Annotated in this window: 27 protein-coding genes and 1 pseudogene; 20 read left to right on the top strand and 8 right to left on the bottom strand. The window is 40.3% G+C overall.

What is annotated here, in order from left to right:
- Positions 1-203 precede the first annotated feature (203 nt).
- From HEQ36_RS12270 to HEQ36_RS12260, 3 genes are all read left to right on the top strand, one after another.
- Positions 204-1,493 carry a Glu/Leu/Phe/Val dehydrogenase gene (locus tag HEQ36_RS12270; RefSeq protein ID WP_053539292.1) on the top strand — a complete coding sequence of 430 codons (1,290 nt, stop codon included), beginning with the start codon at positions 204-206 and terminating at the stop codon, positions 1,491-1,493.
- A 120-nt stretch (positions 1,494-1,613) separates the two neighbouring features.
- Entirely contained in the window at positions 1,614-2,717 is a 1,104-nt protein-coding gene (locus HEQ36_RS12265; RefSeq protein WP_168637074.1) for an AAA family ATPase, read from the top strand.
- Entirely contained in the window at positions 2,717-2,851 is a 135-nt protein-coding gene (locus HEQ36_RS12260) for a hypothetical protein (RefSeq protein ID WP_290707819.1), read from the top strand. The genes HEQ36_RS12265 and HEQ36_RS12260 overlap by 1 nt, the downstream gene beginning before the upstream one ends.
- Positions 2,852-3,224: 373 nt before the next feature.
- On the opposite strand, the pseudogene HEQ36_RS12255 reads toward HEQ36_RS12260, so the two are convergent.
- The 4 genes and pseudogenes from HEQ36_RS12255 to HEQ36_RS12240 form a co-directional block, all read right to left on the bottom strand.
- Positions 3,225-3,539, bottom strand: a pseudogene (locus HEQ36_RS12255) (histidine kinase); the annotation flags it as partial.
- Positions 3,540-4,019: 480 nt separating this feature from the next.
- Complete coding sequence (typA, locus tag HEQ36_RS12250) at positions 4,020-5,810, bottom strand: translational GTPase TypA (protein ID WP_039204906.1); 1,791 nt, start codon at positions 5,808-5,810, stop codon at positions 4,020-4,022.
- A 162-nt stretch (positions 5,811-5,972) separates the two neighbouring features.
- On the bottom strand, positions 5,973-6,443 hold the full coding sequence (locus tag HEQ36_RS12245) for a type II toxin-antitoxin system VapC family toxin (RefSeq protein WP_148764174.1): 471 nt from the start codon (positions 6,441-6,443) through the stop codon (positions 5,973-5,975).
- A complete protein-coding gene (locus HEQ36_RS12240; RefSeq protein WP_168637073.1) occupies positions 6,444-6,707 on the bottom strand; it encodes a hypothetical protein in 264 nt (87 codons plus the stop codon). It abuts the gene before it with no gap.
- A 118-nt stretch (positions 6,708-6,825) separates the two neighbouring features.
- On the opposite strand from HEQ36_RS12240, the gene HEQ36_RS12235 reads away from it, so the two are divergent.
- The 3 genes from HEQ36_RS12235 to HEQ36_RS12225 all read left to right on the top strand — a co-directional run bounded on the left by HEQ36_RS12235 (position 6,826) and on the right by HEQ36_RS12225 (position 8,155).
- A complete protein-coding gene (locus tag HEQ36_RS12235; RefSeq protein ID WP_257720870.1) occupies positions 6,826-6,960 on the top strand; it encodes a hypothetical protein in 135 nt (44 codons plus the stop codon).
- A 29-nt stretch (positions 6,961-6,989) separates the two neighbouring features.
- On the top strand, positions 6,990-7,448 hold the full coding sequence (locus HEQ36_RS12230) for a hypothetical protein (protein ID WP_053539287.1): 459 nt from the start codon (positions 6,990-6,992) through the stop codon (positions 7,446-7,448).
- Positions 7,449-7,582: 134 nt separating this feature from the next.
- Complete coding sequence (locus tag HEQ36_RS12225; RefSeq protein ID WP_168637072.1) at positions 7,583-8,155, top strand: HD domain-containing protein; 573 nt, start codon at positions 7,583-7,585, stop codon at positions 8,153-8,155.
- 149 nt (positions 8,156-8,304) lie between these two features.
- On the opposite strand, the gene HEQ36_RS12220 is transcribed toward HEQ36_RS12225, so the two are convergent.
- Entirely contained in the window at positions 8,305-9,321 is a 1,017-nt protein-coding gene (locus HEQ36_RS12220) for a ribose-phosphate pyrophosphokinase (RefSeq protein ID WP_039204898.1), read from the bottom strand.
- Between the two features lie 625 nt (positions 9,322-9,946).
- Here HEQ36_RS12220 and HEQ36_RS12215 point away from each other — a divergent pair.
- The 3 genes from HEQ36_RS12215 to HEQ36_RS12205 all read left to right on the top strand — a co-directional run bounded on the left by HEQ36_RS12215 (position 9,947) and on the right by HEQ36_RS12205 (position 13,642).
- Positions 9,947-11,623: a serine/threonine-protein kinase gene (locus HEQ36_RS12215; protein WP_053539285.1), complete on the top strand. Its 1,677-nt coding sequence runs from the start codon at positions 9,947-9,949 to the stop codon at positions 11,621-11,623.
- A 51-nt stretch (positions 11,624-11,674) separates the two neighbouring features.
- Positions 11,675-12,358, top strand: a complete 684-nt coding sequence (bioD, locus tag HEQ36_RS12210; RefSeq protein ID WP_190383512.1) for a dethiobiotin synthase — start codon at positions 11,675-11,677, stop codon at positions 12,356-12,358.
- Between the two features lie 63 nt (positions 12,359-12,421).
- Positions 12,422-13,642 carry a M20 family metallopeptidase gene (locus tag HEQ36_RS12205; protein ID WP_168637071.1) on the top strand — a complete coding sequence of 407 codons (1,221 nt, stop codon included), beginning with the start codon at positions 12,422-12,424 and terminating at the stop codon, positions 13,640-13,642.
- A gap of 273 nt (positions 13,643-13,915) precedes the next feature.
- Here HEQ36_RS12205 and gatA read toward each other — a convergent pair whose 3' ends face one another.
- On the bottom strand, positions 13,916-15,376 hold the full coding sequence (gene gatA / locus HEQ36_RS12200; RefSeq protein WP_168465716.1) for an Asp-tRNA(Asn)/Glu-tRNA(Gln) amidotransferase subunit GatA: 1,461 nt from the start codon (positions 15,374-15,376) through the stop codon (positions 13,916-13,918).
- Positions 15,377-15,597: 221 nt separating this feature from the next.
- Here gatA and HEQ36_RS12195 point away from each other — a divergent pair, with 221 nt between their 5' ends.
- Positions 15,598-15,933: a XisI protein gene (locus tag HEQ36_RS12195; protein WP_168637070.1), complete on the top strand. Its 336-nt coding sequence runs from the start codon at positions 15,598-15,600 to the stop codon at positions 15,931-15,933.
- A gap of 25 nt (positions 15,934-15,958) precedes the next feature.
- On the opposite strand, the gene HEQ36_RS12190 is transcribed toward HEQ36_RS12195, so the two are convergent.
- Both HEQ36_RS12190 and HEQ36_RS12185 read right to left on the bottom strand, forming a co-directional pair.
- The gene (locus HEQ36_RS12190; RefSeq protein ID WP_053539280.1) at positions 15,959-16,258 is read right to left on the bottom strand and encodes a type II toxin-antitoxin system RelE/ParE family toxin; all 300 of its coding nucleotides are present in this window, start codon (positions 16,256-16,258) and stop codon (positions 15,959-15,961) included.
- A complete protein-coding gene (locus HEQ36_RS12185) occupies positions 16,255-16,482 on the bottom strand; it encodes an addiction module protein (protein ID WP_168637069.1) in 228 nt (75 codons plus the stop codon). Before HEQ36_RS12185 ends, HEQ36_RS12190 begins: the two co-directional genes overlap by 4 nt.
- Positions 16,483-16,726: 244 nt before the next feature.
- Between HEQ36_RS12185 and HEQ36_RS12180 the strand changes: the two genes are divergently transcribed.
- From HEQ36_RS12180 to HEQ36_RS12135, 10 genes are all read left to right on the top strand, one after another.
- Positions 16,727-16,972, top strand: coding sequence for a type II toxin-antitoxin system HicB family antitoxin (locus tag HEQ36_RS12180; RefSeq protein WP_015078469.1), 246 nt, complete (start codon positions 16,727-16,729; stop codon positions 16,970-16,972).
- Positions 16,969-17,181, top strand: a complete 213-nt coding sequence (locus HEQ36_RS12175) for a type II toxin-antitoxin system HicA family toxin (RefSeq protein ID WP_168637068.1) — start codon at positions 16,969-16,971, stop codon at positions 17,179-17,181. Before HEQ36_RS12180 ends, HEQ36_RS12175 begins: the two co-directional genes overlap by 4 nt.
- A gap of 166 nt (positions 17,182-17,347) precedes the next feature.
- Positions 17,348-19,027, top strand: a complete 1,680-nt coding sequence (locus HEQ36_RS12170) for an AIPR family protein (protein ID WP_168637067.1) — start codon at positions 17,348-17,350, stop codon at positions 19,025-19,027.
- A gap of 10 nt (positions 19,028-19,037) precedes the next feature.
- Entirely contained in the window at positions 19,038-19,202 is a 165-nt protein-coding gene (locus HEQ36_RS12165; RefSeq protein WP_168637066.1) for a hypothetical protein, read from the top strand.
- Between the two features lie 35 nt (positions 19,203-19,237).
- Entirely contained in the window at positions 19,238-20,599 is a 1,362-nt protein-coding gene (locus tag HEQ36_RS12160) for an OB-fold nucleic acid binding domain-containing protein (protein ID WP_053539276.1), read from the top strand.
- Between the two features lie 211 nt (positions 20,600-20,810).
- Positions 20,811-21,428: a transposase gene (locus HEQ36_RS12155; protein WP_053539274.1), complete on the top strand. Its 618-nt coding sequence runs from the start codon at positions 20,811-20,813 to the stop codon at positions 21,426-21,428.
- A 107-nt stretch (positions 21,429-21,535) separates the two neighbouring features.
- On the top strand, positions 21,536-22,090 hold the full coding sequence (locus HEQ36_RS12150) for a methylmalonic aciduria and homocystinuria type D protein (protein ID WP_096667273.1): 555 nt from the start codon (positions 21,536-21,538) through the stop codon (positions 22,088-22,090).
- Positions 22,091-22,299: 209 nt separating this feature from the next.
- Positions 22,300-22,623 carry a phasin family protein gene (locus HEQ36_RS12145; protein WP_027403831.1) on the top strand — a complete coding sequence of 108 codons (324 nt, stop codon included), beginning with the start codon at positions 22,300-22,302 and terminating at the stop codon, positions 22,621-22,623.
- A 78-nt stretch (positions 22,624-22,701) separates the two neighbouring features.
- Positions 22,702-23,220, top strand: a complete 519-nt coding sequence (locus HEQ36_RS12140; RefSeq protein WP_081424364.1) for an FKBP-type peptidyl-prolyl cis-trans isomerase — start codon at positions 22,702-22,704, stop codon at positions 23,218-23,220.
- 110 nt (positions 23,221-23,330) lie between these two features.
- Complete coding sequence (locus HEQ36_RS12135) at positions 23,331-23,969, top strand: DUF6391 domain-containing protein (RefSeq protein WP_168637065.1); 639 nt, start codon at positions 23,331-23,333, stop codon at positions 23,967-23,969.
- Positions 23,970-24,010: the final 41 nt, after the last annotated feature.

The raw sequence follows: 24,010 nt of genomic DNA, 5'->3' as shown, positions 1-24,010 counted from the left end.
TGCGCCTTTGCGTGAGACTAAAATTCATACCCTTAATCAGCAACGCCGATATTTTTATAGTTTATCTGCCCAAGCGTCTTACTGCATACAAATCAAAATAAAATTGTAACAGAAACTACAAAATTGACATCTTTTTCAAAAAAGAGGGTAAGCTAACCATATCAGTCCGGTTCACAAACATACGGTGATGAGGAGTAGGTATTATGGTGACAACGTCTCTCCCACTTATAGAAAATCATTCTCCAGCGCATATTTGTCCTTATGATCAAGCCTGTAGCTATTTAGAATGGGCTGCTAAAGAATTAAAATTAGATCAAGGTATCGTAGAAATACTCAGTCACCCTCGAAAAGTTGTCACAGTTTCCATTCCCATAAGAATGGATAATGGGGAAGTGCGGGTTTTTGCTGGACATCGGGTACAACATTCGGATATTTTAGGACCCTATAAAGGTGGTATTCGCTACCATGAAGCAGTGACATTACGAGAAGTATCCGCCCTAGCCATGCTCATGACTTGGAAATGTGCATTGTTAGGCATTCCCTACGGTGGTGGCAAAGGCGGAATTCCCATAGACCCCAAAAAGTTCAGTGTGGGGGAATTAGAACGGATTAGTCGTCGTTATATTAGTGAATTAATTAAAGACATTGGACCATCCGTAGATATACCCGCACCAGACATGGGAACATCAGCGCGGGAAATGGCATGGATGATGGATACTTATTCTGTCAATGTTGGTCATTCTGTCCCCGGAGTAGTTACAGGTAAACCCTTATCTATTGGTGGTTCCCTGGGACGAGAAATGGCGACTGGACGCGGTGTGATGATTATTGTTCGTGAAGCGATCGCCGATCACGGTAAATCCCTGGTAGGAGTCAGGGTAGCAATTCAAGGCTTCGGTAATGTAGGTGGGGCAGCCGCCGAATTGCTACACCAAGAAGGAGCAAAAATTATCGCTGTTTCCAGTGCTAGTGGGGGTATCTTTGCCGAAAATGGTCTTGATATTTCCGCTGTCAAAGCCTACGCTGCGGCCAACCATCGCAGTGTGGTGGGATTTCCCCAAGGAACACCCATTAGTAATGCAGACTTATTAACTTTACCTTGCGATGTCCTGATTCCTGCCGCTTTGGAAAACCAAATTACCGCAGAAAATGTCCATCAAATCAAAGCCCAATTTGTCGCAGAAGCGGCTAATGGTCCAGTGACTTTGGAAGCTAACCGCGTTCTAGAAGCCCAAGGTGTCACCGTGTTACCGGATATTTTAGCCAATGCTGGGGGTGTGGTGGTCAGTTATTTAGAATGGGTACAAGGTCTTTCCTACCTATTCTGGGACGAAGAACGAGTCAACCGGGAAATGGAACATTTGATGGTTCAGGCTTACCGCAAGGTGATTCATGAGTCGCAAGCACGGGGGGTAAATCTGCGGTTAGCTGCTTATACTTTGGGTGTAGGTAGAGTCGCGCAAGCTTTGAATGATCGGGGCTTGTATCCTTAGTTGTATTTGCAATTTAGTTTAATTGGGGTGTGTTATGGCTTTAGCCTAACGCACCTTTTTTTTAATCCCTGTACATCATCTACATATATAATCATTTTGTATAAATACTGATTGTTGATTATGCTACAACGAGTAATTATCAAGGGCTTCAAGTCCATTAAGACAATGGATCTTGAGTTGCGTCCCTTAAACATATTGATTGGAGCTAATGGAGCAGGTAAAAGTAATCTCATTTCCTTTTTTAAGATGCTGAATGAGATGATGGCCGGGCGACTTCAACAATATATCGGCATATCCGGTTACGCTCAATCCTTATTGCACTTTGGACCTAAGATAACACCGCAAATCGAGGCACAACTAGAGTTCAAGATTGACAATGGGAGTTTGGATATTATCTATACCATGTGTCTAGGTCATGCGGCAGGTGATACTTTGATATTTGCTGAAGAAACAGCGACGCGAAACGGCTTACACCTACCTCAACCTTCAACCACTTACTCGTTAGGTGCAGGACATCAGGAAACAAAAATCAACAAAGCAGCACAAGAAGGTACGCCAACAATTGCCAACGCTATCAAACATTTGCTCAATGGCTGTTGTGTTTACCACTTTCACGATACGTCATCTACCGCGCGAGTTCGTCAATCCTGTTATATTGATGACAACCGCTCGCTGGTGTCTGATGCTGGAAATCTAGCCGCATTACTTCTGAGATTTCGTGAATATCATAATACAGCCTATCAGCGTATTATTAAAACGATCCGTTTAATTGCCCCATTTTTCGATGATTTTGTTCTTGAGCCTAGAGCGAATAATGTTATTCTCAACTGGCAGGGAAAAGACTCAGATCAAGTATTTGGTCCACACCAATTTTCGGACGGTACATTACGTGCTATCTGCCTGACTACGTTGCTTTTGCAGCCAGAAGAAGACCTCCCAGAACTAATAATTGTTGATGAACCGGAACTGGGTCTTCATCCCTACGCGCTCAATGTTGTAGCTGCGATGTTTGGTAAGGCCTCCTATCATACACAAATTCTCATCAGTACCCAATCTAGTTCTTTTTTAGATAACTTTAATCCTGAAGATGTAATTACGGTAGATAGAGTAGGTAAGGAATCGCAATTTAAGCGGTTAAATCCTCAAGAATTAGAAACTTGGTTAGAAGAATATAGTTTAGGAGAAATTTGGGAAAAAAATATCATTGGTGGAGGTCCACACTAATGATACGACTCTATTTATTTGCAGAAGGACCAACTGAACAAACATTTGCTGATAACATCTTGAAGCCACACCTTGCTCAATACGGTGTTTTTTTGGACAAGATTATGGCTATTAAAACTCGAATCATTGGGTAAATAAGGCATTGACACCCCCAACGTTAACGGGGGTAGATTTTTGTGTTCATGAAATGCGATCGCAGGATAAATTCTCATGAAATTCATTGAATCGTATAAAAGATAAAAGTAATGACTCAAAAGTATTACTGGCTGAATTTTGGATTTTTGATGACAACCTTTTTTCATCAGAAATTTACCTAAACAAAGACAAAAGCTCTCAAAAACATCAGTGTAATCAAGTAATCGTTTAAATTCATATTTAGTAAGTTACGAAACTTCCTTAACTACTTGCTGAAGAAGTCGCAAACTTTAATGGCAAAGATACTATATAACGGTATCCTGACTCCACCGAACCTTGAATAGAAATTTGTCCATGATGTAACTCGGCTAAAGTTTCTACTACCTGAGAACAAAATGACTCCCGACGTAAAAGTTGGCGTTTAGAAGCTAAATCATTCATTAATCCTAACCGAGATAAGCCCACCGCCGATTTGAACCAATGAAATTTTTGATCAATAAATCCTAAAATAGAAATTTCCACTTCTAGAAAGTGAGCAGCAGTTTGAGCAGCTTCTTCAAATACTGGAATCATTTCTGATTGTTGCAAACCCAGGTTCAATAATGCTTGTAGGCGTTGTTGTTCTTTTGTATTTACATAATTTCCATCATTTCGAGGAGTAAATAATTTATTGTTTGAATTTGCCATTGTGATTATTAGCCTAATAACTGCTTGATATGTAAATTTGCACAACCCCTAGAGGTTATTTCATCCCTATTTTCAAGCATTCCCAAATTTTTGACTACAATCAATAATGGAGAACAAAAAAAATTAACTAATAGTTGTTTTGCTCATCAATTCTACTCAACACAATACTTTTAGTTTAAGAAAATGTAGGTTGGGTTGACAAAGGAAACCCAACATTATTAAACTTAATTATTAAAATCCTTGTTGCGCTGTCGCTTAATCCAATCTAATTATATATAAAAAAATACAACCCTCTAACAAAGATTGTATCATTCTTGTGAATGAATTTAAGGCGTTGCTGAATCGAGGTATGAAATTTCCAAATTGAACCTTTAAAAATCTTGCCTTTGCGTCTTTGCGCCTTTGCGTGAGACTAAAATTCATACCCTTAATCAGCAATGCCAATTTAATTAGGGTGGGGAAACCCCACCCCTACAGATATTAGCGTTTCACCAATTTCTTAGACATCTTGCGAAGACGGATAGATTCAGGTGTAACTTCCACCAATTCATCTTGAGCAATGTATTCCAAAGCTCGTTCTAAATTCATGTCTACGGGTGTTTGTAACTGAGTCAGTTCTTCACCACCAGATGAGCGGTGGTTGGTTAACTGCTTAGTTTTACAAACGTTCAATTCCAAATCTTGGGGACGATTATGTTCACCAATAATCATACCTTTGTAAACTTTTGTTCCTTCACTGATAAAGAATGCACCTCTATCTTCACAATTCTTCATCGCGTAAGCAGTAGAAACACCTTCTTCAAAAGAGATAAGAACACCCTTATTCCGGGCTTCAATATCACCGCAAAGGGGGCGATAATCAAGGAAACTGTGGTTCATGATCCCTTCACCGCGAGTCATCCGCATGAATTCACCCCGGAAACCAATTAAACCACGGGCTGCCACAATAAACTCTAGTTGGGTGCGATCGCCTCCACCTGGCTGCATATCTTGCATTTCCGCTTTCCGTTGTCCTAAGCGTTCAATACAGCTACCAACTGCATCGGCGGGAACGTCTAAAGCTAGAAGTTCAAAAGGTTCGCAAGGTTGACCATTAACTGTGCGGTAAATTACTTGAGGTTGGGATACTTGGAACTCAAAACCTTCACGACGCATGGTTTCGATTAAGATACCCAGGTGTAATTCACCCCGACCAGAAACCAGGAATTTATCGGGAGAGTCGGTGTCTTCAACGCGCAAAGCTACGTTGGTTTCTAATTCGCGGTATAGGCGATCGCGGATTTGCCGAGATGTTACCAGTTTACCTTCTTGACCAGCAAAGGGCGAATCATTCACCCAGAAGGTCATTTGTAAAGTTGGTTCATCCACCTTAATTAAGGGTAGAGCCAGAGGTTCATTAGGATCTGTAATAGTTTCACCAATATAAGCATCAGCAAAACCAGCTACAGCCACAATATAACCTGCGGTAGCTTCCTCCATTTCTATCCGTTTTAAACCTTCAAATCCCATCAACTTGGTAACTTTGCCCTTGACAATGCTGCCATCTTCTACTACCAAAGCAGCTTGTTGTCCAGCGCGGATAGTTCCATTATGGATTTTACCAATGATAATCCGTCCTAAATATTCAGAATAATCTAGGGTAGTCACTTGCAATTGCAGAGGCTTGTTAGGATCTCCCACAGGTGCAGGTACGTGGCGAAGAATGGCATTAAATAGGGGCTGCATATCTACTGATTCTGCTTCTAAGCTTTCCTTAGCGAAACCAGCCATACCGGAAGCAAATAGATATTTAAAGTCGCATTGGTCTTCATCTGCACCTAATTCTAAGAACAGATCCAACACCTTATCAACAGCAACATGGGGGTCAGCTTGTCCCCGGTCAATCTTGTTAATAACAACGATAGGACGCAAACCTTTTTCCAAAGCCTTTTTCAACACAAAGCGGGTTTGGGGCATTGGACCTTCGTTGGCATCAACAATCAGAATACAACCGTCCACCATGCCGAGTACCCGTTCTACTTCTCCGCCGAAGTCTGCGTGTCCAGGGGTATCAACAATATTAATCAGGGTGTCTTTGTAGCGAACCGCTGTATTTTTAGAAAGAATTGTAATGCCTCGTTCCCGCTCTAAATCATTGGAGTCCATGACACAATCCGGAACGTCTTCGCCTTCGCGGAAAATGCCGGACTGTTTGAGGAGAGCGTCAACCAGGGTGGTTTTACCGTGGTCAACGTGGGCGATAATGGCGACGTTACGAATTGGGAGCGTCATAGATGATTTGGGTAAACTTTAAGGTTTTTAGATTAAGAAGCTTATTTTTGGTCGTTTTAACAGAAGTGGAGATGATTTGCCAATTCTGTAACGAACCTTTAATAATTCTAGCGTAATTGTCACAAATATTGTTATTTTGATAATAAATATCAAGAGCATGGTTTAGGTTGAAGAATAGTTGTGAGGATTTTTCACAAGCAAACCTGCACTGACAGCGGCTATATTCAATTCTTTATCAGCAGATACAAAAGTTAATTGAGGTAAACCATTTGCAATGCAAAGGGTATTTATGGACTCAGCAGCAGCTAATTGAACTGCATCATAGCCGCGTAAACAATATTTTTCAGCTAATCTCATTCCTGAATTAATGATATTGTCTGTAATTTCTATCACTTGATATTCAGATTCGATATCATTTTTTAACTGATGGTAGACCATTGTAGCATCTTGAATATTAATACTTCCAGCCCTCGTTCTTCTACTAATTGCCGCAGTAATCTCTACAGCAGTAATAGCAGCAATAAATACATCATTTTTTAACGTAGGATTGCACAAGCTAACAACCCAACCTGAACCTATTTCCGCAACGTAGCGTTTAACTAAGGCGCTGCTATCTAAAAAATAAACAGACATTTAGCGACGTTCCTCAATAATAGTTCGAGAAACGGGGTTTCCTTGTGCCTGAATAAGTTTTCTTTCATGTTGTTTACTGTCAGCAGGTTGTTTAATTTGTTTCACCAAACCAGAACTTAACAGTGCTTGATGAAAGTTTGTGATTTGATTAACTTGTGCTTTATCAGCTAGACATATTTGGATAGCTTGATTAAGTTGCTGTAGTTCATCTTGTTCTAAACTATCAAGCTGACTGAGAATTTCCTTGAGAATTGTTTGTGGCACAGGTTTTTAGTTTGTAGTCAAGTGTTTTCTACTATTTTAGACAGATAATAACCTGAAATTAGCACTTACAACTAAAATTGTGCCAAAATGAACTTATAGATTTATAAGTTTACAGGTTATGGCTTGGTTGTCAGGACAGCAATTACAAGATGGTAAATATACCATAGAAAAAGAATTAGGTTTAAGAGTGGTTGTTAGGATTTTCTACAAACAAACCTTCACTAACAGCGGACTAGCTGAGATTAATATATAAAGTTTGTTGTTTAAATAGAGACTAAATTTATGGATTTGACAAAACTAAAGTGGACTAAAAATATAAATCATCAGGGTGATGATAAATATTGGGCTTATCACGATATTGATTCGGACTTAAAAATTTTTCGGTTAAATTGGAAAACAGAACAAGAAAAGAATGCCCTTAAACCAGAGGAAAGTGAACTCATTCTTTTAAGACAGCGTGCCAAAGTGACCCATATTGTTAAACTTCTGAACAGGACTTTGTATAAAGAGCCTGATGGTGGAGAATTTGGTATCTCTCGTCTAGTTCAAATAGTTTGGATAGCAGATTTTTCGAGTGTACCTCCAGAACAAGACATGGTGTTTGATTATCAGGTTCATCTTCAAGGGGGTAAAGTGATGAAATTAGAAACGCCTACATTCAACCAACATTGGGGAAGACGAGGAGGATTAGTAGGATTTCAAAATCATGTTCTAAAAACCCTTAAATTAGAATGCACGTAGTAATCTGTGAATATGCCAGTTGTGTAAGTCTTGTTAGTAATACTACCACTAACGCCGAAATACCTGTTTAACTAAATAATACCCTGATCCCCGACTTCTCGAAGAAGTCGGGGATCTATAACCTCTAACTAAAAATGCTATCAGAAAGATTTACCCAAGCGCTTACCTACGCCCATGAACTCCACGCCACGCAAAAACGCAAAGCTGGTGATATTCCCTACATCACTCATTTACTAGGAGTAGCCAGCATAGCCTTAGAATATGGTGCTAATGAAGATGAAGCGATCGCTGCCCTATTACATGATGCCATAGAAGACCAAGGTGGAGCAGCCACCAGAGCAGAAATTCGTCGGCGATTTGGGGATCATGTCACTGCTATTGTTGATGGTTGTACAGACACAGACACCACACCTAAACCCCCTTGGAAACCCCGGAAACAAGCCTATATTGCCCATATTTCCACCGCTTCCCCAGAAGTATTGCTAGTTTCTGCCGCTGACAAACTCCATAACGTCCGTTCAATTCTCAAAGATTATCGGATGATTGGTGATGCAGTTTGGGAACGTTTTCAAGGTGGCAAAGCAGGCACACTTTGGTATTATCGTTCTCTGGCAGATGCTTTCCAGAAAAATCAACTTACTCCTTTAGTAGAAGAATTAGAAAGAGTAGTTTCCGAATTAGAAATATTAGCTGCATACAAAAAATGAAGAACGAAAACTTTCATCCTTCATTATTTACAGCATATTGCAGGTTACAGGAAGTACAAAGTTATCATGCTTTTACTCCTTCTTTCTTCTTTCTTCCTCCTGACTCCTGACTCCTTTTTTCTTCCTTTAGGAAGATAGTTATTGGTTGATTAACGGAATAAACTACTGAGTGAGCTATCCTCATGAATCCGCCAAATTGCTTCTCCCAGGAGATTAGCGACAGAAAGCGTCACCAATTGCGGAAACTGATTAGCCTCTGGGATGGGAATAGTATTAGTGACTATAACTTCCTCAAAGACCCCACTAGACAATCGCTCAATTGCCGGTGGGGAAAATACAGCATGAGTAGCACAGGCATATACCTGACTTGCACCTTCTTGACGTAGTAACTTAGCCCCTGCCGCAATCGTACCGCCAGTATCAATCATGTCATCCACCAATATGGCAGTTTTGCCTCTCACATCACCAATCACATTTAAAACCTCGGCGACATTATGAGCCTGACGACGTTTATCAATAATTGCCAATGGTGCATCATTCAATTTTTTCGCAAATGCCCTAGCCCGTGCTACCCCACCCACATCAGGAGAAACAACCACAATATCCTGTAATCCTTTGCTAATGAGATAATCTAGGATAACTGGTGAACCATAGACATGATCAAAGGGGATATCGAAATAGCCTTGAATTTGGGCTGCGTGCAAATCCATCGCTAGAACGCGGTTAGCACCTGCTTCAGTAATCAAATTAGCAACTAACTTCGCAGTAATTGACTCTCTGCCGGCTGTTTTTCTGTCAGCGCGAGCATAACCATAGTAAGGAATTACTGCTGTAATCTGGCGTGCAGATGCTCGACGACAGGCATCAATCATAATGAGTAATTCCATCAAATGATCATTGACGGGTTGACAACTGGGCTGGATTAAATAGACATCACAACCCCGAATTGATTCTTGGATTTGAACATAAAGTTCTCCGTCCGCGAATCTTTTGCGAATCATTGGCCCCAAGTCCATACCTAGATAACGAGCAACTTCTTGCGACAGTGCTATATTGGCAGAACCGGAAAAAAGCCGCAGACGATTATTGTCAGGTAGTCCCGTTGCTATTGACTGAATTGGTAAAGTGGCAGAACTTAGCACAGCAGATCCTCGAAGTGCATTCATAGAAATATCATCAGAGATTGAGCAAATTTCGCCGAAATTGAGTAAACAAATAATATTGATCTTCCAGTTAGCTCTGGGGTGTTACAACACCTATGATTAAATAGCACCAAACGTGCAAACAATTATTTTATGATACTTATTACCAATTAATAACCCAGTTAACTGAAGATTAAATATTAATTTTAATAAATCCCCAGACCTGGAAAAATTTGCCGTGAACTAAACCGCTTGATTTATAAGAAGATAGGCTCAAAACCCCGGAATTTATCCCTAAAAATCCCCAAAATTTTTAGGTATCAATGTCTTGTAAGTCGGGGATGAAAGCTGTAAGAGGGGATTTATCCCCCAGTGATAAGTTGATTATATTTGATGTTATCATCTTCTCAATAGACAGGAAAGGTAATCAACCTGTATAAAAACGCTACCATATTGAACACATCCTGACTTAAGGCAGAACGTAAGAATAGAATAATGCAAGACTTATTTCCAGTATACACTTCCTTGCAGGCGGGGTGACTGAGGAAAATTACGGAAGCTACAATTGAGACATATTGTGTCACGTTGTGGATGGATGATGCTTTTACTAAGTTCTAGCTCAGTTGCTATTATATTCAATTAATAGATCATGCAATCACCGATTACAGTTGGTACTATCCTACAAAATCGTTACCACATAATTCACATTATTGGACAGGGGGGATTTGGTAGAACCTATCTAGCAGAAGACCAAAGACGCTTTAATGAACTTTGTGTTCTGAAAGAATTAATTGCCCCAATCACAGAAACATCCCATGGGCAAAAAGCACAGGAGTTATTTGAACGAGAAGCTGCAACATTGTATCAAATTGAACATTCGCAAATCCCCAAATTTCGAGAAAAATTTGCCCAAAACGAAAAGTTATTTTTGGTACAGGATTTTGTGGCTGGTAAGACTTACCGCAATTTGCTCAAAGAACGTCAAGACCTGGGAAAAACCTTTAATGAGGCCGATGTACTGCATTTATTAAGAACTTTATTACCTGTTCTTAGTTATATTCATGGAAAGGGAATTATTCATCGAGATATATCTCCAGAAAATATAATTTTACGGGAAAATGATTTTCTGCCTGTGTTAATTGATTTTGGAGTGGTTAAGGAGTTAGCCACAAAATTACAATCATCAAGTGCTACATCAGTAACAACTGTAGGTAAGTTAGGTTATGCGCCTAGCGAACAAATGCAGACGGGCAGGGCATATCCTAGTAGTGATTTGTATGCGTTAGCTGTGACTTCTATAGTTTTATTGACTGGGAAAGAACCCGCAGATTTATTTGATGAGCAGCAACTAACCTGGAATTGGCAAAAATGGGCAACGGTGAAACCAGAATTTGCTCAGGTTTTACAGCGAATGTTGAGTTATCTACCGGGGGAACGCTATCAAAGTGCGGCTGATGTGACTCAGGCACTGCTGAACATAGGCTATAGTAGTCAACCTCCAGCTAATTTATCTTCTTTACAAACTATTGCTATTGGTCACCGTCCTGAACCTATATCGAAAGCATCTGAAAAGCCGCAACCTTCAGTAGATTCTGGGCAAAGTAGCTCTATTTTGGATAATGGTTGGGCGTTGGGGGGTATTGGCTGTATTGTGATTATTTTAGCAGGTTTTGGTTCTTGGACTCTGGTAACTTCACTGAAAGGTAAGCCGCGTCCATTGGGAGAAACGACTACAACTCCACAATCTTTTCCTTCTCCAGTTATTCCTAGTGGGATGACATTAACACCAACTCCAACACCGATTAATAGCGAACCTGTGATTAATCGCCAACGGCTGAAATTAGACAGGTCTAATATGGCGAGAGTTGAGGGAACACTGCGGGAAAATGAATTAGTTCAATATAGTTTGCAAGGTAAGAGTGGGGAAAAGTTAGTTGTATCTGTAAATGAGAACAGTGGTGTTATTCTGACGATTTTAACTGCTGATGGTGAAGTCGTGAATACTCAAGATCAACAATCTACATCTTATGAGGGAATATTAGCGAATGATGGCAAATATATTATTCAATTAGGTTTGTCCGGGGGTGTGGCAGAGGTTAATTATAGTTTGAATGTGGCTTTAGAAACGCCAACACCAACCCCGACGGAAACACCAACGCCAACGGAAACACCAACGCCAACGGAAACACCAACCCCGACGGAAACACCAACGCCGACGGAAACGCCAACGCCGACGGAAACGCCAACTCCAACGGAAACGCCAACGCCGACGGAAACACCAACGCCAACGGAAACACCAACGCCAGGTTTTAATGGGACTAATTAGGGCTAAATTAGGAAAGGAAGCAAATTAAGTTGTCATTTTTAACGGAAAACGTTGTTGAATACTTTATTGATTACGGGAACTGATACGGATGCTGGTAAAACTGTGGTGACGGCAGCTTTAGCGGCTTATTGGCAAAAATATTATCCTCAGCGCAGTTTGGGGATGATGAAGCCAATTCAATCGGGGGTGGGTGATAGGGAACTGTACCAAAGTCTGTTTAATTTGGAACAGTCAGCGGAGGAAATTACACCTTTGTATTTTCAAGCGCCTTTAGCACCTCCAATTGCGGCTGCGAAGGAAAATCGTCAAGTTGATTTGGCGATCGCTTGGCGAACTTTGTTATCTTTACAAAAACAGCGTGATTTTGTGTTGGTGGAATCTTTGGGGGGTTTAGGTTCACCAGTTACCAATGAGTTGACTGTGGCTGATTTGGCGGGTGAATGGCGATTGAAAACTATTTTGGTTGTGCCGGTGAGATTGGGGGCGATCGCTAGTGCTGTGGCTAATGTAGCATTAGCTAGGCAAACTAAAATCAATCTGCGGGGGATTATTCTCAATTGTACCCAACCTCGCACCGAGTCAGAAATTGCTGATTTAACGCCACCAGATTTAATTCGATCATTAACAAATATTCCCGTTTTAGGTTGTGTTCCCTACCTAGAAAATCCTAGAGATTTGGAAAAACTTGCCGAAGTGGCTGCGGCTTTGGACTGGGAAATATATTGTAGGGAATAGGGAATAGGGAACAGGGAACAGGGAAGAAATATAAATCTAATCACTAATTTTTAATTGATAAATATGGTTTTTACATTTCCTCTGGCTTCAACAGTAAATCTCAAAAATGTCCGGTTAGAAATTCGGGCTTTACAACCACAATTAGTGGAGTGGAGAAGACAGATCCACCAAAAACCAGAATTAGGTTTTCAGGAAAAAATTACCGCCGAATTTATTGCCCAAAAATTGCAAAATTGGGGAATTGTCCATCAAGCCGGAATTGCTCAAACGGGAATTGTCGCTATTATTAAAGGTGAAAAACCTGGGAATGGCAAAGTGTTAGCAATTCGGGCGGATATGGACGCTTTACCTATTCAAGAACAGAATCAAGTTCCCTATTGTTCTCAACATGATGGAGTCATGCACGCTTGTGGACATGATGGACATACAGCGATCGCTCTCGGTACAGCCTATTACCTCAATCAACACCGAAAAGACTTTAGCGGCACTGTCAAAATTATCTTCCAACCCGCAGAAGAAGGTCCCGGTGGAGCAAAACCAATGATTGCAGCAGGTGTACTTAAAAACCCTGATGTTGATGCCATTATCGGTTTACACTTATGGAATAATCTGCCATTGGGAACTGTAGGAGTCCGGGCTGGGGCATTAATGGCTGCTGTCGAATTGTTCCGTTGCACCATTTTCGGTAAAGGTGGACATGGGGCAATTCCTCATCAAACAGTGGATTCTGTGGTGGTAGCAGCGCAAATAGTCAATGCTTTACAAACAATAGTTTCCCGTAATGTGAACCCCATTGATTCGGCTGTAGTGACAGTGGGAGAACTCCACGCCGGCACAGCAGTTAATGTGATTGCTGATACCGCGAGAATGGGGGGAACAGTGAGATATTTTAATCCTGATTTGGCAGGTTTTTTTAAAGAACGCATTCAACAAATTATTGCGGGAATTTGCCAAAGTTACGGTGCAAGTTATGACTTAGATTATATTCATCTTTATCCACCAGTTATCAATGATACGGGAATTGCTGAATTAGTGCGTTCAGTCGCAGAAGCAGTCATAGAAACCCCCATTGGTATCGTTCCCGAATGTCAAACAATGGGTGGGGAAGATATGTCATTTTTTCTGCAAGAAGTTCCCGGTTGTTACTTTTTTCTTGGTTCTGCAAATCCAGAGAAAAAATTAGATTACCCTCATCATCATCCCCAATTTGATTTTGATGAAACAGCTTTACCAATGGGTGTGGAAATGTTTGTCCGCTGTCTGGAAAAGTTCTTTGTTGAATAGTTTATTATGAAGTACAAGAACCCCACCCCCAACCCCCTCCCCGCAAGCGATGAGGGGGCTACAATGCACTATAATTGTAAAACCTCTGTAGTAGGGGTTTACGGCGTAAACCCCCGCGAGTGAGAAACTAAGAGGGTGGTCCCTCATGGTGTATCAAATATTTTTAGATCCCCCTAAATCCCCCTTAAAAAGGGGGACTTTGAGGAATTTAGCCCCCCTTTGTAAGGGGGGTTGGGGGGATCTCGATTAATTCTGATACTTTTCAACCATCCTCTAAGCAATTTTGGGTTTTTGTAAATGCCAATTAGTTGATTGTTCATAGGCATAAGCTACTTGGAAAAGTTGCTCTTCTCCTAGCACTTTACCAACTATTTGTAGTCCAATTGGTAGACCTTTACTATCAAAACCGCAAGGTAAACTGATTCCTGGTAAACCAGCTAAATTCGCGGGAATAGTCATTAAATCATTTAAATACATACTCAAAGGATCGGTAGTTTTTTCTCCGGCTCGAAATGCGGTAGTTGGTGCAGTTGGAGAAATTAACACATCTACTGATTGAAAAGCTTTTTCAAAATCTTTTTTAATGAGAGTGCGGACTTTTTGGGCTTTCAAATAGTAAGCATCATAATAACCAGCGGAAAGGGCATAAGTACCAATCATAATCCGGCGTTTGACTTCCGCCCCAAATCCCTGAGAACGAGTTCGGGTATACATTGATAAAAGATTGTCTGCATCAGGGGAACGCAAACCATATTTAACGCCATCGTAACGCGCTAAGTTAGCTGATGCTTCCGAGGGGGCGATAATGTAGTAAGTTGGTAAACCATAGCGGAAACTGGGACAGGAAATCGGATGAATTTCCGCACCTAGTTCTTGAAGTTGTTCAATGGCTTTGGTGACAGCGGCTTGTACTTCTGAATCCAACCCTTCACCAAAGGTTTCTGTAATGACACCAATTCTAAGTTTTTTCCGAAGTTTGAGATCCGGTTTTAAACTAGCTGCATAGTCAGGAACTTTGATTTTGAGACTGGTAGAGTCTTGCGGATCATAGCCAGCGATCGCACTCAACAATATTGCTGTATCTTCTACACTGCGTCCAAATGGTCCGATTTGGTCGAGAGACGAAGCATAAGCCACTAAACCATAACGGGAAACTAACCCATAAGTCGGTTTCATGCCCACCACACCGCAGAAGGAAGCAGGTTGCCGAATTGAACCCCCTGTATCCGAACCCAGGGAAACCACGCATTCATCGGCTGCTACGGCTGCTGCTGAACCACCAGAAGAACCACCAGGAACACGGGATAAATCCCAAGGATTAGCGGTAACTTGATAAGCGGAGTTTTCTGTGGAACTCCCCATTGCAAACTCATCTAAGTTGGTTTTACCTACCATCACACCCCCAGCGTCAGCTAGTTTTTGGGTGACGGTGGATTCGTAAGGTGGGATAAAATTTTCCAAAATCCGGGAAGCGCAGGTGGTGACTATCCCCTTGGTACACAAATTGTCTTTAATCCCGATGGGAATCCCCGCTAAGATGCCAATTTCTTCTCCAGCAGCGACTTTTGCATCTACAGCTTGAGCTTGTTTTAAGGCTTGTTCTGTCGTGACTGTGAGGAAACTGTGCAGTTTGGGTTCTAACTCTTGAATCCGATTTAATGCTTCTTGGGTAATTTCAACGGCAGAACGTTCTTTACTAATTATCTGTTCGTGCAACTCGCGGATGGATGCCATAATTGTTCTCTTTAAGGAATCAAGTCATTGATTTTAGCATTTACAGGTGTGGGGATTGGGGAATTTGCGTCTGAAGTTACAGGAAATTTTTTGTCTCACGCAAAGGCGCAGAGGCGCAAAGAGAGTTTTAAGAGTTTAGTTATAGTAAAAATATTACTTTTAAGAGAAAGTGAAAATCTGAATTTACTTGTTTTCAATTCTGATACTGAGAGGATTACCCAATGGATACCTTAGATAATTATCGCCGGATTATTAAAGAAGTGTTAATACCTTATACACAAATTCCTTATTCCTATGGAGTGATTGAATGTAAAACAGTTTTTGATAGTGAAAATGATAGTTATTTACTAATAACTCTTGGTTGGCATGATCATAAAAGAATTCATGGTTGTCTGGTGCATCTTGATATTATTGATGGTAAAATCTGGGTGCAAAGAGATGATACAGAAGATGGTGTTACTTATGAATTAGAAGCTGCGGGAATTCCTAAAGATAAAATTGTTTTAGGTTTTTACCCGCAAAATGTTAGGCAACATACGGGATATGCTGTGATTTGAGTTGCTTTGGCAAGAAAGAGAAGTTTTATTCAATTCTATCTAACCACTGTTTTGGATTGCGTTTTGCATGGAAGCAAGCAAATACAAAAACAGTATCTTGGTCAAAAACGTAGAGAATTATGTAAGGAAATCGGCGAATTAATACTCTTCTTACCTGTTTGTAGGTAACTTGGTAAGCAAGAGGTTGTCTTCCAATTCCAGACAAACAAGCATCAACAGCACGAACAAATTCTGAACCTAAACCTGGATTTTGAGATTCGTACCACTCAAAAGCATTTTGGATATCGTATTCTGCTTCTGGCTGAATAATTAGGTTATAGTTCATTGGGAGAATCCTAACCGTTTTTTAACTTCTTCCCAACTAGAACCATTTGTAGGGTTTTTTTTATAATTTTCTAACCGTTGATCTAATTCTTGTTGTTGTGCTGGACTCAAGGGAAATTCTTCTTGCTGTTCTAAGATGCTGTCCCATAAATCTTCAGCAAGTTGAATACGTTCTGCAATGCTGAGTTCAGAAATGTCAAATTTTAAGAGGGGATGGAGACTCATAAGTGGAGAGTTAGGGTTGAGCTTTTATTTATTTTATAGCATTGGGGGATTTGAATGGTGTTGGAAGATGTATTATATTAGTTTCAGCACTTAGTAAACAGAGTAGAGTCTATCTCATGGTGTTTTCATCCTTGGTCTGATACTGATTATAGCAGGTATATATTCTATGTTCACAGGTAAATCTGTTAATGGTTTTTTAGCTAAACATCTAAAATAGAATAGACTCAACTATACAATCACAATTATGTTCTACAAAATTCCATTATTGCTTACACCTCAACCAGAAGGAGGGTTCACCGTAACTTCTCCACTTTTACCAGAATTGATAACTGAGGGGGACTCTATGGATGAGGTTTTAGCCAATGTTAGAGATGCCTTTGAAGCAGTTCTGGAAACATATCAAGATTTAGGTAAAGAACTTCCCCTTAACCTACAATCTGTAGACCAAAACTCACCAGCTTTAATAGAAACAATTATCTCCATCAGATGAACTATAGAGAAGTTGCTAAGAAATTATCTAAACTTGGATGTGAAGAAATCCCCAGACGTGGTGGAGGTTCACATAGAAAGTGGTTTAATCCAATTACTCAGAAAGCAACTGTAATTCCTGATTGGAGTGGCCGCGATTTAAAACTAGGAACGTTACGCACAGCCATAAAACAACTAGGAATTGAGTGGGCTGACTTTGAAGAAGTATAACAAATTATAGCGACAAATTCTTCCATTGCTGTGGCACTTCAAGAATATTTGCAACTACACAAACCGGATCAAATTACTCAACAATAGATGCTGTATATGCCGATGAAGATAGTAGTATTGATCAATTATTTGTAAGTCTACAAAGTCACTCTCTCAAATACAAATCATGAATATTAATGCCTCTATTATTGATCAACGTTTAGGCTCAGTAACTAATGTCATTCGACAACGGGCTACTGAAGAATTAAATATTAATGATGCTGGCAAACTTAAATCTTTGGCATTTGTATATTTTTGTGTGCAAACAATTCTAGATTTAGAAGACTCTAATACCTTTGATTGTTTGACCGAAGGTGGTGGAGATTTTGGTGTGGATGCCATGCACATTTCTGAAGAATATGATGGTGAGTTTACAGTTAGTTTATTTCAGGTAAAGTATGTAAATAATCTAGAAGGTAAGACTAATTTTCCTGAAAATGGCATCACGGCTCTCATTAATGCAATTAGATTTTTGTTTGATCCCACTGCAAAATTAGAGCATATTAATCAACGCTTACTTGCCAAAGTAGAAGAAGCCCGCAGTTTAATTCGGGATGGATATATTCCCCAGGTGCGGGCATTAGGTTGTAATAATGGCATAAAATGGAATGACTCTTCTCAAGAAGCAATTGATCGATCTGGATTCGGTGATCAGGTGACATGGGAACACATTAATCATGAACATCTGATCAAAATTCTGCAAGCTTCTAAACCAGTTAAAGATACTTTACAACTAAGTGGCAAAGCTGTAGTTGAAGATATGAATTTCAGTCGGGTACTTGTGGGCAGAATTTCTATAACTGAAATTGCGGCTTTGATTGAGCGACACGGAGAACGCTTGTTAGAACGTAATATCCGCCGTTATTTAGGGCTGCAAGGCAACCGGGTCAACGAGGGTATTCGGGATACTTTAAATAGCGATGAAAAAAACAATTTCTATTTTTATAATAATGGCATCACTTTAACTTGCGACAGTTTTTCCTATAACGCGCTGCAAAATGGTGATTATCAGGTACGAGTTGAGAACCTGCAAATTATTAATGGTGGTCAAACTTGTATGACCATTTTTAAAACTCTTCAAGACCCAAATTTCTGCCAACAAAATACTCAAGCTTATGTTTTAGTTCGGCTTTATCAATTACCTACTGATAATGATGATTTAGTCCAAAAAATTACTTATGCTACTAATAGTCAGAACCCTGTGGATTTGCGTGACCTTCGAGCTAATGATAATCTACAGCGGCGGCTGGAAATGGATATCCAACAGTTGGGATTTAATTATCGCCGTAAACGCTCTGATACAGGCACTAGATCCACAGATATTACTTCGGGTGTAGCGGCTGAGGCGATACTGGCGGTTTGGCGACAAAAGCCTCATCAAGCTAAGTTTTTCACTCGTGAGCATTTTGGTAAACTGTATAATGTAATTTTTACTGAGCAGCTTAATGGCGCACAAGTCGTCATAGCTGTACAGTTGTATAGAATTGCCGAAACCCTACGTAAACGTCCGTATCCCCATGATCCTGCTTGTGTCCGTTATGCTTCGTGCTTTATTGCTATGCAAATGGGGAAAAGACTTCTCAAAAAAATGAATCTACAAATGAAGGAAATTAACCACCGTAATTTTAAGGATGCAAATCAGTTGATTAATCAAAATTGGGATAATTATTTCAATGATTCAGTCGGAGATGTTCAAGAGGCACTTCAAGCACTTTACGGAAACCAGGAAATTTCTTTACAACAACTTTCTGCCACTTTCCGACGTGGTGATTTAATAGAGAAACTTCAGCAGATGGAAATTCATTAAATCTATTCTTATGAATGACAAACTCCAGACCGAAAAAGATAAGCTCCAGACAAGCACTAATATAGTGATAAATCAAGAAACAGAGAAGGAAGAGGTTCTCTGTCCCCATTGTCTACGCACTGCTACAAATGGTATTAAATGTAAAGGTATCTGTGTGGCTGATAATGGCTATTAAGATGTAAATAAACAAATTTGGCAAAGCTAAGTGATATGGTTAAAATAATTTCTCGTACTTATGTCGGTCAAGTCAATGTTTATGATATTGGTGTGGAAAATGACCATAATTTCGTCATTAAAAATGGTTTTATTGCTGCCAATTGTTTTAATAAATCTCACTCTACAGCTTACGCTTATGTAACTTATCAAACGTCATATTTAAAAGCAAATTATCCATTGGAATATATGGCGGCGTTGTTAACCGCTAATAGTGGGGATACAGACAAGGTGCGGAAGTATCTTGATAATTGCTCTAATATGGGGATTGTGATTGATGCACCGGATGTGAATCGCTCTGGTTTAGATTTTACGCCGGTGGATGGGAAGATTTTATTTGGATTTTCGGCGGTGCGAAATGTGGGACAAAATGCGATCGCCTCAATTTTAGAAGCTAGGGAAGAATCAGGAGAATTAGTCCCATTTAAATCTTTGGCGGATTTTTGCGATCGCGTGGATTTACGTGCCATGAATCGCCGCACTTTAGAATCACTCATTAACTGCGGTGCTTTTGACAAAATTCAAGCTAATCGCAACCAATTAATTCATGATTTAGAATTAGTTTATGAGTGGGCGCAATCCCGCGCTAGAGACAAAGCTAGTGGACAGGGTAATATATTTGATTTATTAGGAGGGGGATTGGCAGGGAATAATCATCAACCCCAGAAAAATGCCTATGAATCTGCACCAAAAGCTCCCCCTGTCAATGATTTACCACCTCAAGAAAAACTCCGAATGGAAAAAGAATTATTAGGATTTTATCTCTCAGATCATCCTCTTAAATCTATCAGACAATCATCTTCAGTCCTTGCACCTATTAACTTAGCACAATTGGCAGAACAAAAAGATGATTCTATTCTTTGTGCGGTAGTAATGTTGAATAATGTCAAAAAGGTTGTCACCAAAAAAGGTGATTCTATGGCAATTCTGCAAGTTGAAGATTTATCTGCTGCCTCGGAAGCGGTGGTTTTTCCTAAAACCTATGAACGCATTAGTTCTTTACTCGAAGTTGATGCCAGATTGATTATTTGGGGTAAGATAGATCGCCGCGACGATCAAGTTCAATTTATTCTGGAAGATGCGGAAACTGTCGAAACTGTAAAAATGATTTTAGTGGAACTGAGTCCACAACAAGCAGGAACAATTGAAGAACAACATCGTTTGAATACAATTCTCAAAGCACAAGCAGGGGATAAAGATAAATCCAGAATACCTGTCATTGGTGTTGTTCAGGCTGGAGATCACCGAGAAATTGTCCGCTTTGGAAGACAGTTTTGGGTACAAGATTCGGGAACAGCAGTCCAAGCATTACAAAATGGCAGATTCCCGGCTCATATTAAACAACTAACCAGCGGCTAAACCATAATACCCGTAGGGGCGCAGGGCCTGCGCCCTCTTCTCATATTGCGCCCTCTTTCCATATTGCGCCCTCTTTCCATATTCCATATTGCGCTCTTCCATATTGCGCCCTTCCATATTGCGCCCTTCCCATATATGATGTATATAATTTTAAATTAAGAGGGCTTACACCGTAAGCCCCTACGAGATTAACAATTATTGATTTGGTTATATGAAGTTCGATCCCGAAAAACATCACCGGCGTTCAATTCGGCTTCCTAATTACAATTATGGTCAAGCTGGTGCTTATTTTGTCACAATATGTACTTATAAAAAACAATGTTGGTTTGGTGATATTAAACGGGGGGAAATGCAACTAAATCTAATTGGTCAAATAGTCGTTCAAGAATGGTTAAAATCATCAGCAATTCGCCAAGAGATTGAATTAGATGAATGGGTTTTAATGCCTAATCATTTACATGGAATTGTTTGGATTCAGGATCAAGATCAGGGAAGGTGCGATCGCATTGAGGAATTAAACCATGAGGATTTACGCAATAAGGAGTTAAACCAAGAGGGCTTACGCCGTAAGCCCCTACGGTCTGGTTCGCTCGGTTCTTTTATTAATGGGTTTAAATCCTCTGTGACTCGGCGCGTTAATTTAATTCGTTATCATTCTGATCTGCCTTTTTGGCAACGTAATTATTATGAATCTATAATTAGGGACGAAACACATTTAAGTAATATTAAAGAATATATTGGGAATAATCCTCAAAACTGGGAGGATGATGCAGAAAATCCCCACAATAGTTCAGAATGGCAGAAAATGCTGATAGATGTGCAGTTTTAACAAAAAACATATTTCAACTATTTGCAAAATTTGATGATTTATTTGGAGATTTAAGAGTTATTATTTTTAACAAAGATAAAATAAAAACTTTCATAAACCAAATTAATGTGGTGTATTATCCCCAAGTTTGTATTTCTGAGCCTAGCTGTCCGATTCATTTAGTTGGCAAAACAGGACAAGCTGTAGAGATTTCTATTCATACTCCGAGTCCATATATCTGTGCCAACTGCGAACAGATATTACCCGATTGGAAACAGCAACAGTTTTTGTGGGTGGTGGTTGTCTTGCAGCAATCACAATATCCTTTAGAAGAAATGACTATAGAAACAGAACAAGAAAAAGAAAAACTGCGGGAAAAATTTATGCGTTTTGGTTGCGATGTGGCATTTAATTTGCGCGATCGCGGATATTTAACAGACCTCATAGATCCCCGCACAGGTTATCCATTACTATCTCATTCTGGCCTAGTTCCCCATGATGACACAGCAGTAGCCCAAGCCTTACTTAAATATCCCGCCATTCAAAATAAATGCCATGTCCTTGTCCATCCCCAATGGGGAACCGCCGTTTATCCCAGTGTCATGCTTTCAGAAGCACCTCCAGAAATAATTGAGTCAGTCACTAAAGCGATCGCACCAATGCACGGATGGATACAGGTGTAAAGAGGCAGAGGGGTTGGGGGAGTTGGGGGAGTAGGGGAGTAGGGGAGTAGGGGGAGTAGGGGGAGTAGGGGAGTAGGGGGCAGGGAGAATATTTATTGCCTATTGCCTATTGCCTATTGCCTATTGCCTTCTTCCTGACAACTGACAAAATAAATGTGTAGGCTAGAATTACTAAGCTTTTAGTTAGCAACAAGTCAGAGGAAGGCAGTATGGATAGTAACAATTGGTTGCAACAGCTAATGATGTTGGGTATTGGCACAACTTCTTTAGTTGCAGACAAACTCAAAGAAGTGAGTGATGAACTGGTAAAAGACGGTAAACTCAATCCTGAGCAAGCAAAGGCAGTCATGGATGATCTTGTACATCAGTTACAGTCAGAACAAGGCAACTGGGACGAGCAAATGCAGCGACAAATGCGAAACATGATGCAGGATTTGGGAGTCGCCCGTCAGTCAGAAGTAGACGAATTACGGGGGAGAATAGACCGTTTAGAGCGTCAAGTCCGGGATTTAGAAAATAAGCTATGGCGCTAAAAGATCATTTCTGATTTAAACTAATTTGTGTTCTGTCAGTAATCTGATCATCGGTAATTAAAAGAGAGAGGGTTGATTTTGAAAGGAATTTTCCTCAGCGTGGTGTTAATGCTGGTATGTGTTGGCGTCTTAGTATTTACCCAAATTAGCGGTCAAAAAGATGCGGCGATCGGTAATTCATCCCCAGCACAACCAACCACCACTGTCACGCAAGAAAACAATACGCCAATAAAGAGCAATACTATGTCTGAAGCAAATGCTGTTACTACCGCCTCTGGATTAAAATATATTGAACTACAAGAGGGAACGGGCGCAACTCCCCAAACTGGACAAACCGTTGAGGTTCACTACGTCGGTACATTAGAAAATGGGACTAAATTTGATAGTTCGCGCGATCGCGGTAAACCCTTTAGCTTTAAAATTGGCACAGGACAAGTAATTAAAGGTTGGGACGAAGGACTCAGCACCATGAAAGTAGGTGGCCGTCGTCAACTAATTATCCCCTCAGAACTAGGTTATGGTGCGCGTGGTGCTGGTGGCGTTATTCCCCCCAACTCTACTTTGATTTTTGACGTAGAACTAATCAGCGTTAAATAGTAATTGGGAATTGGGAATTGGGGTGAGGTTATTGGGAAAATCAGAAATTTTCAGTTATTGCAATCGTCAAAAAATATCACCAAGGAAAATTAATTCTCAAAAGAAAAAAGATGAATACTTCTTATTCGAGCGAATCGTATTCCTTTAACTTTGACTTTCTTGCACCTCACCCCAAACAAGATGCTGATTTACTGCAACAGTTATCTTTTATCCCTGGGTTGAAAGAAATTCTCATGCTCCGTCAAGTTCACGCACTGGAACACGCCACTGTCTGGTTACTAGGGGAAAATAAATATTCCTCTTTATCATCAGGAACAACCACCAATATACAATTAGATGATGAATTATTAGGTGGTTTGTCTACCGAACAGGGATTTTTTCTCTATGGTGATGTGAATATTCATGATTTGCGCCGTGCAGTAACATTAGCTAAACATCGTCTGACCACTGGAGAATGGGATTTAGCTGTACATCCCCGCTGTGGCACAAATGTATCTGTAGCCATGTTATTAACAGCAGGACTAGCAGTAACAATTCCTTGTTTACTACCATTTCGACCAATTGAACAACTAATCGGTTTTGGTTTAGCCGCCACAGCCGCAGCGGAAATTGCACCAGATTTAGGAATGCTCACCCAGCGTTATCTTACCACCTCTATCCCCTTTAATTTAGCTATTGAAAATATTACCATCACCCGTGATTTTTGGGGTAAAGAAAGTCATTTTATCAAAGTATATTGGGAAAATTAGGAATCCGTAGGGGCGCAGGGCCTGCGCCCTGATTCATTAAC

It is taken from the genome of Anabaena sp. 54 (assembly GCF_017355725.1).
Lineage (GTDB): Bacteria > Cyanobacteriota > Cyanobacteriia > Cyanobacteriales > Nostocaceae > Dolichospermum > Dolichospermum heterosporum.
Note: the sequence above shows the minus strand (reverse complement) of the source record. Positions and strands in the feature narration are given on the sequence as shown.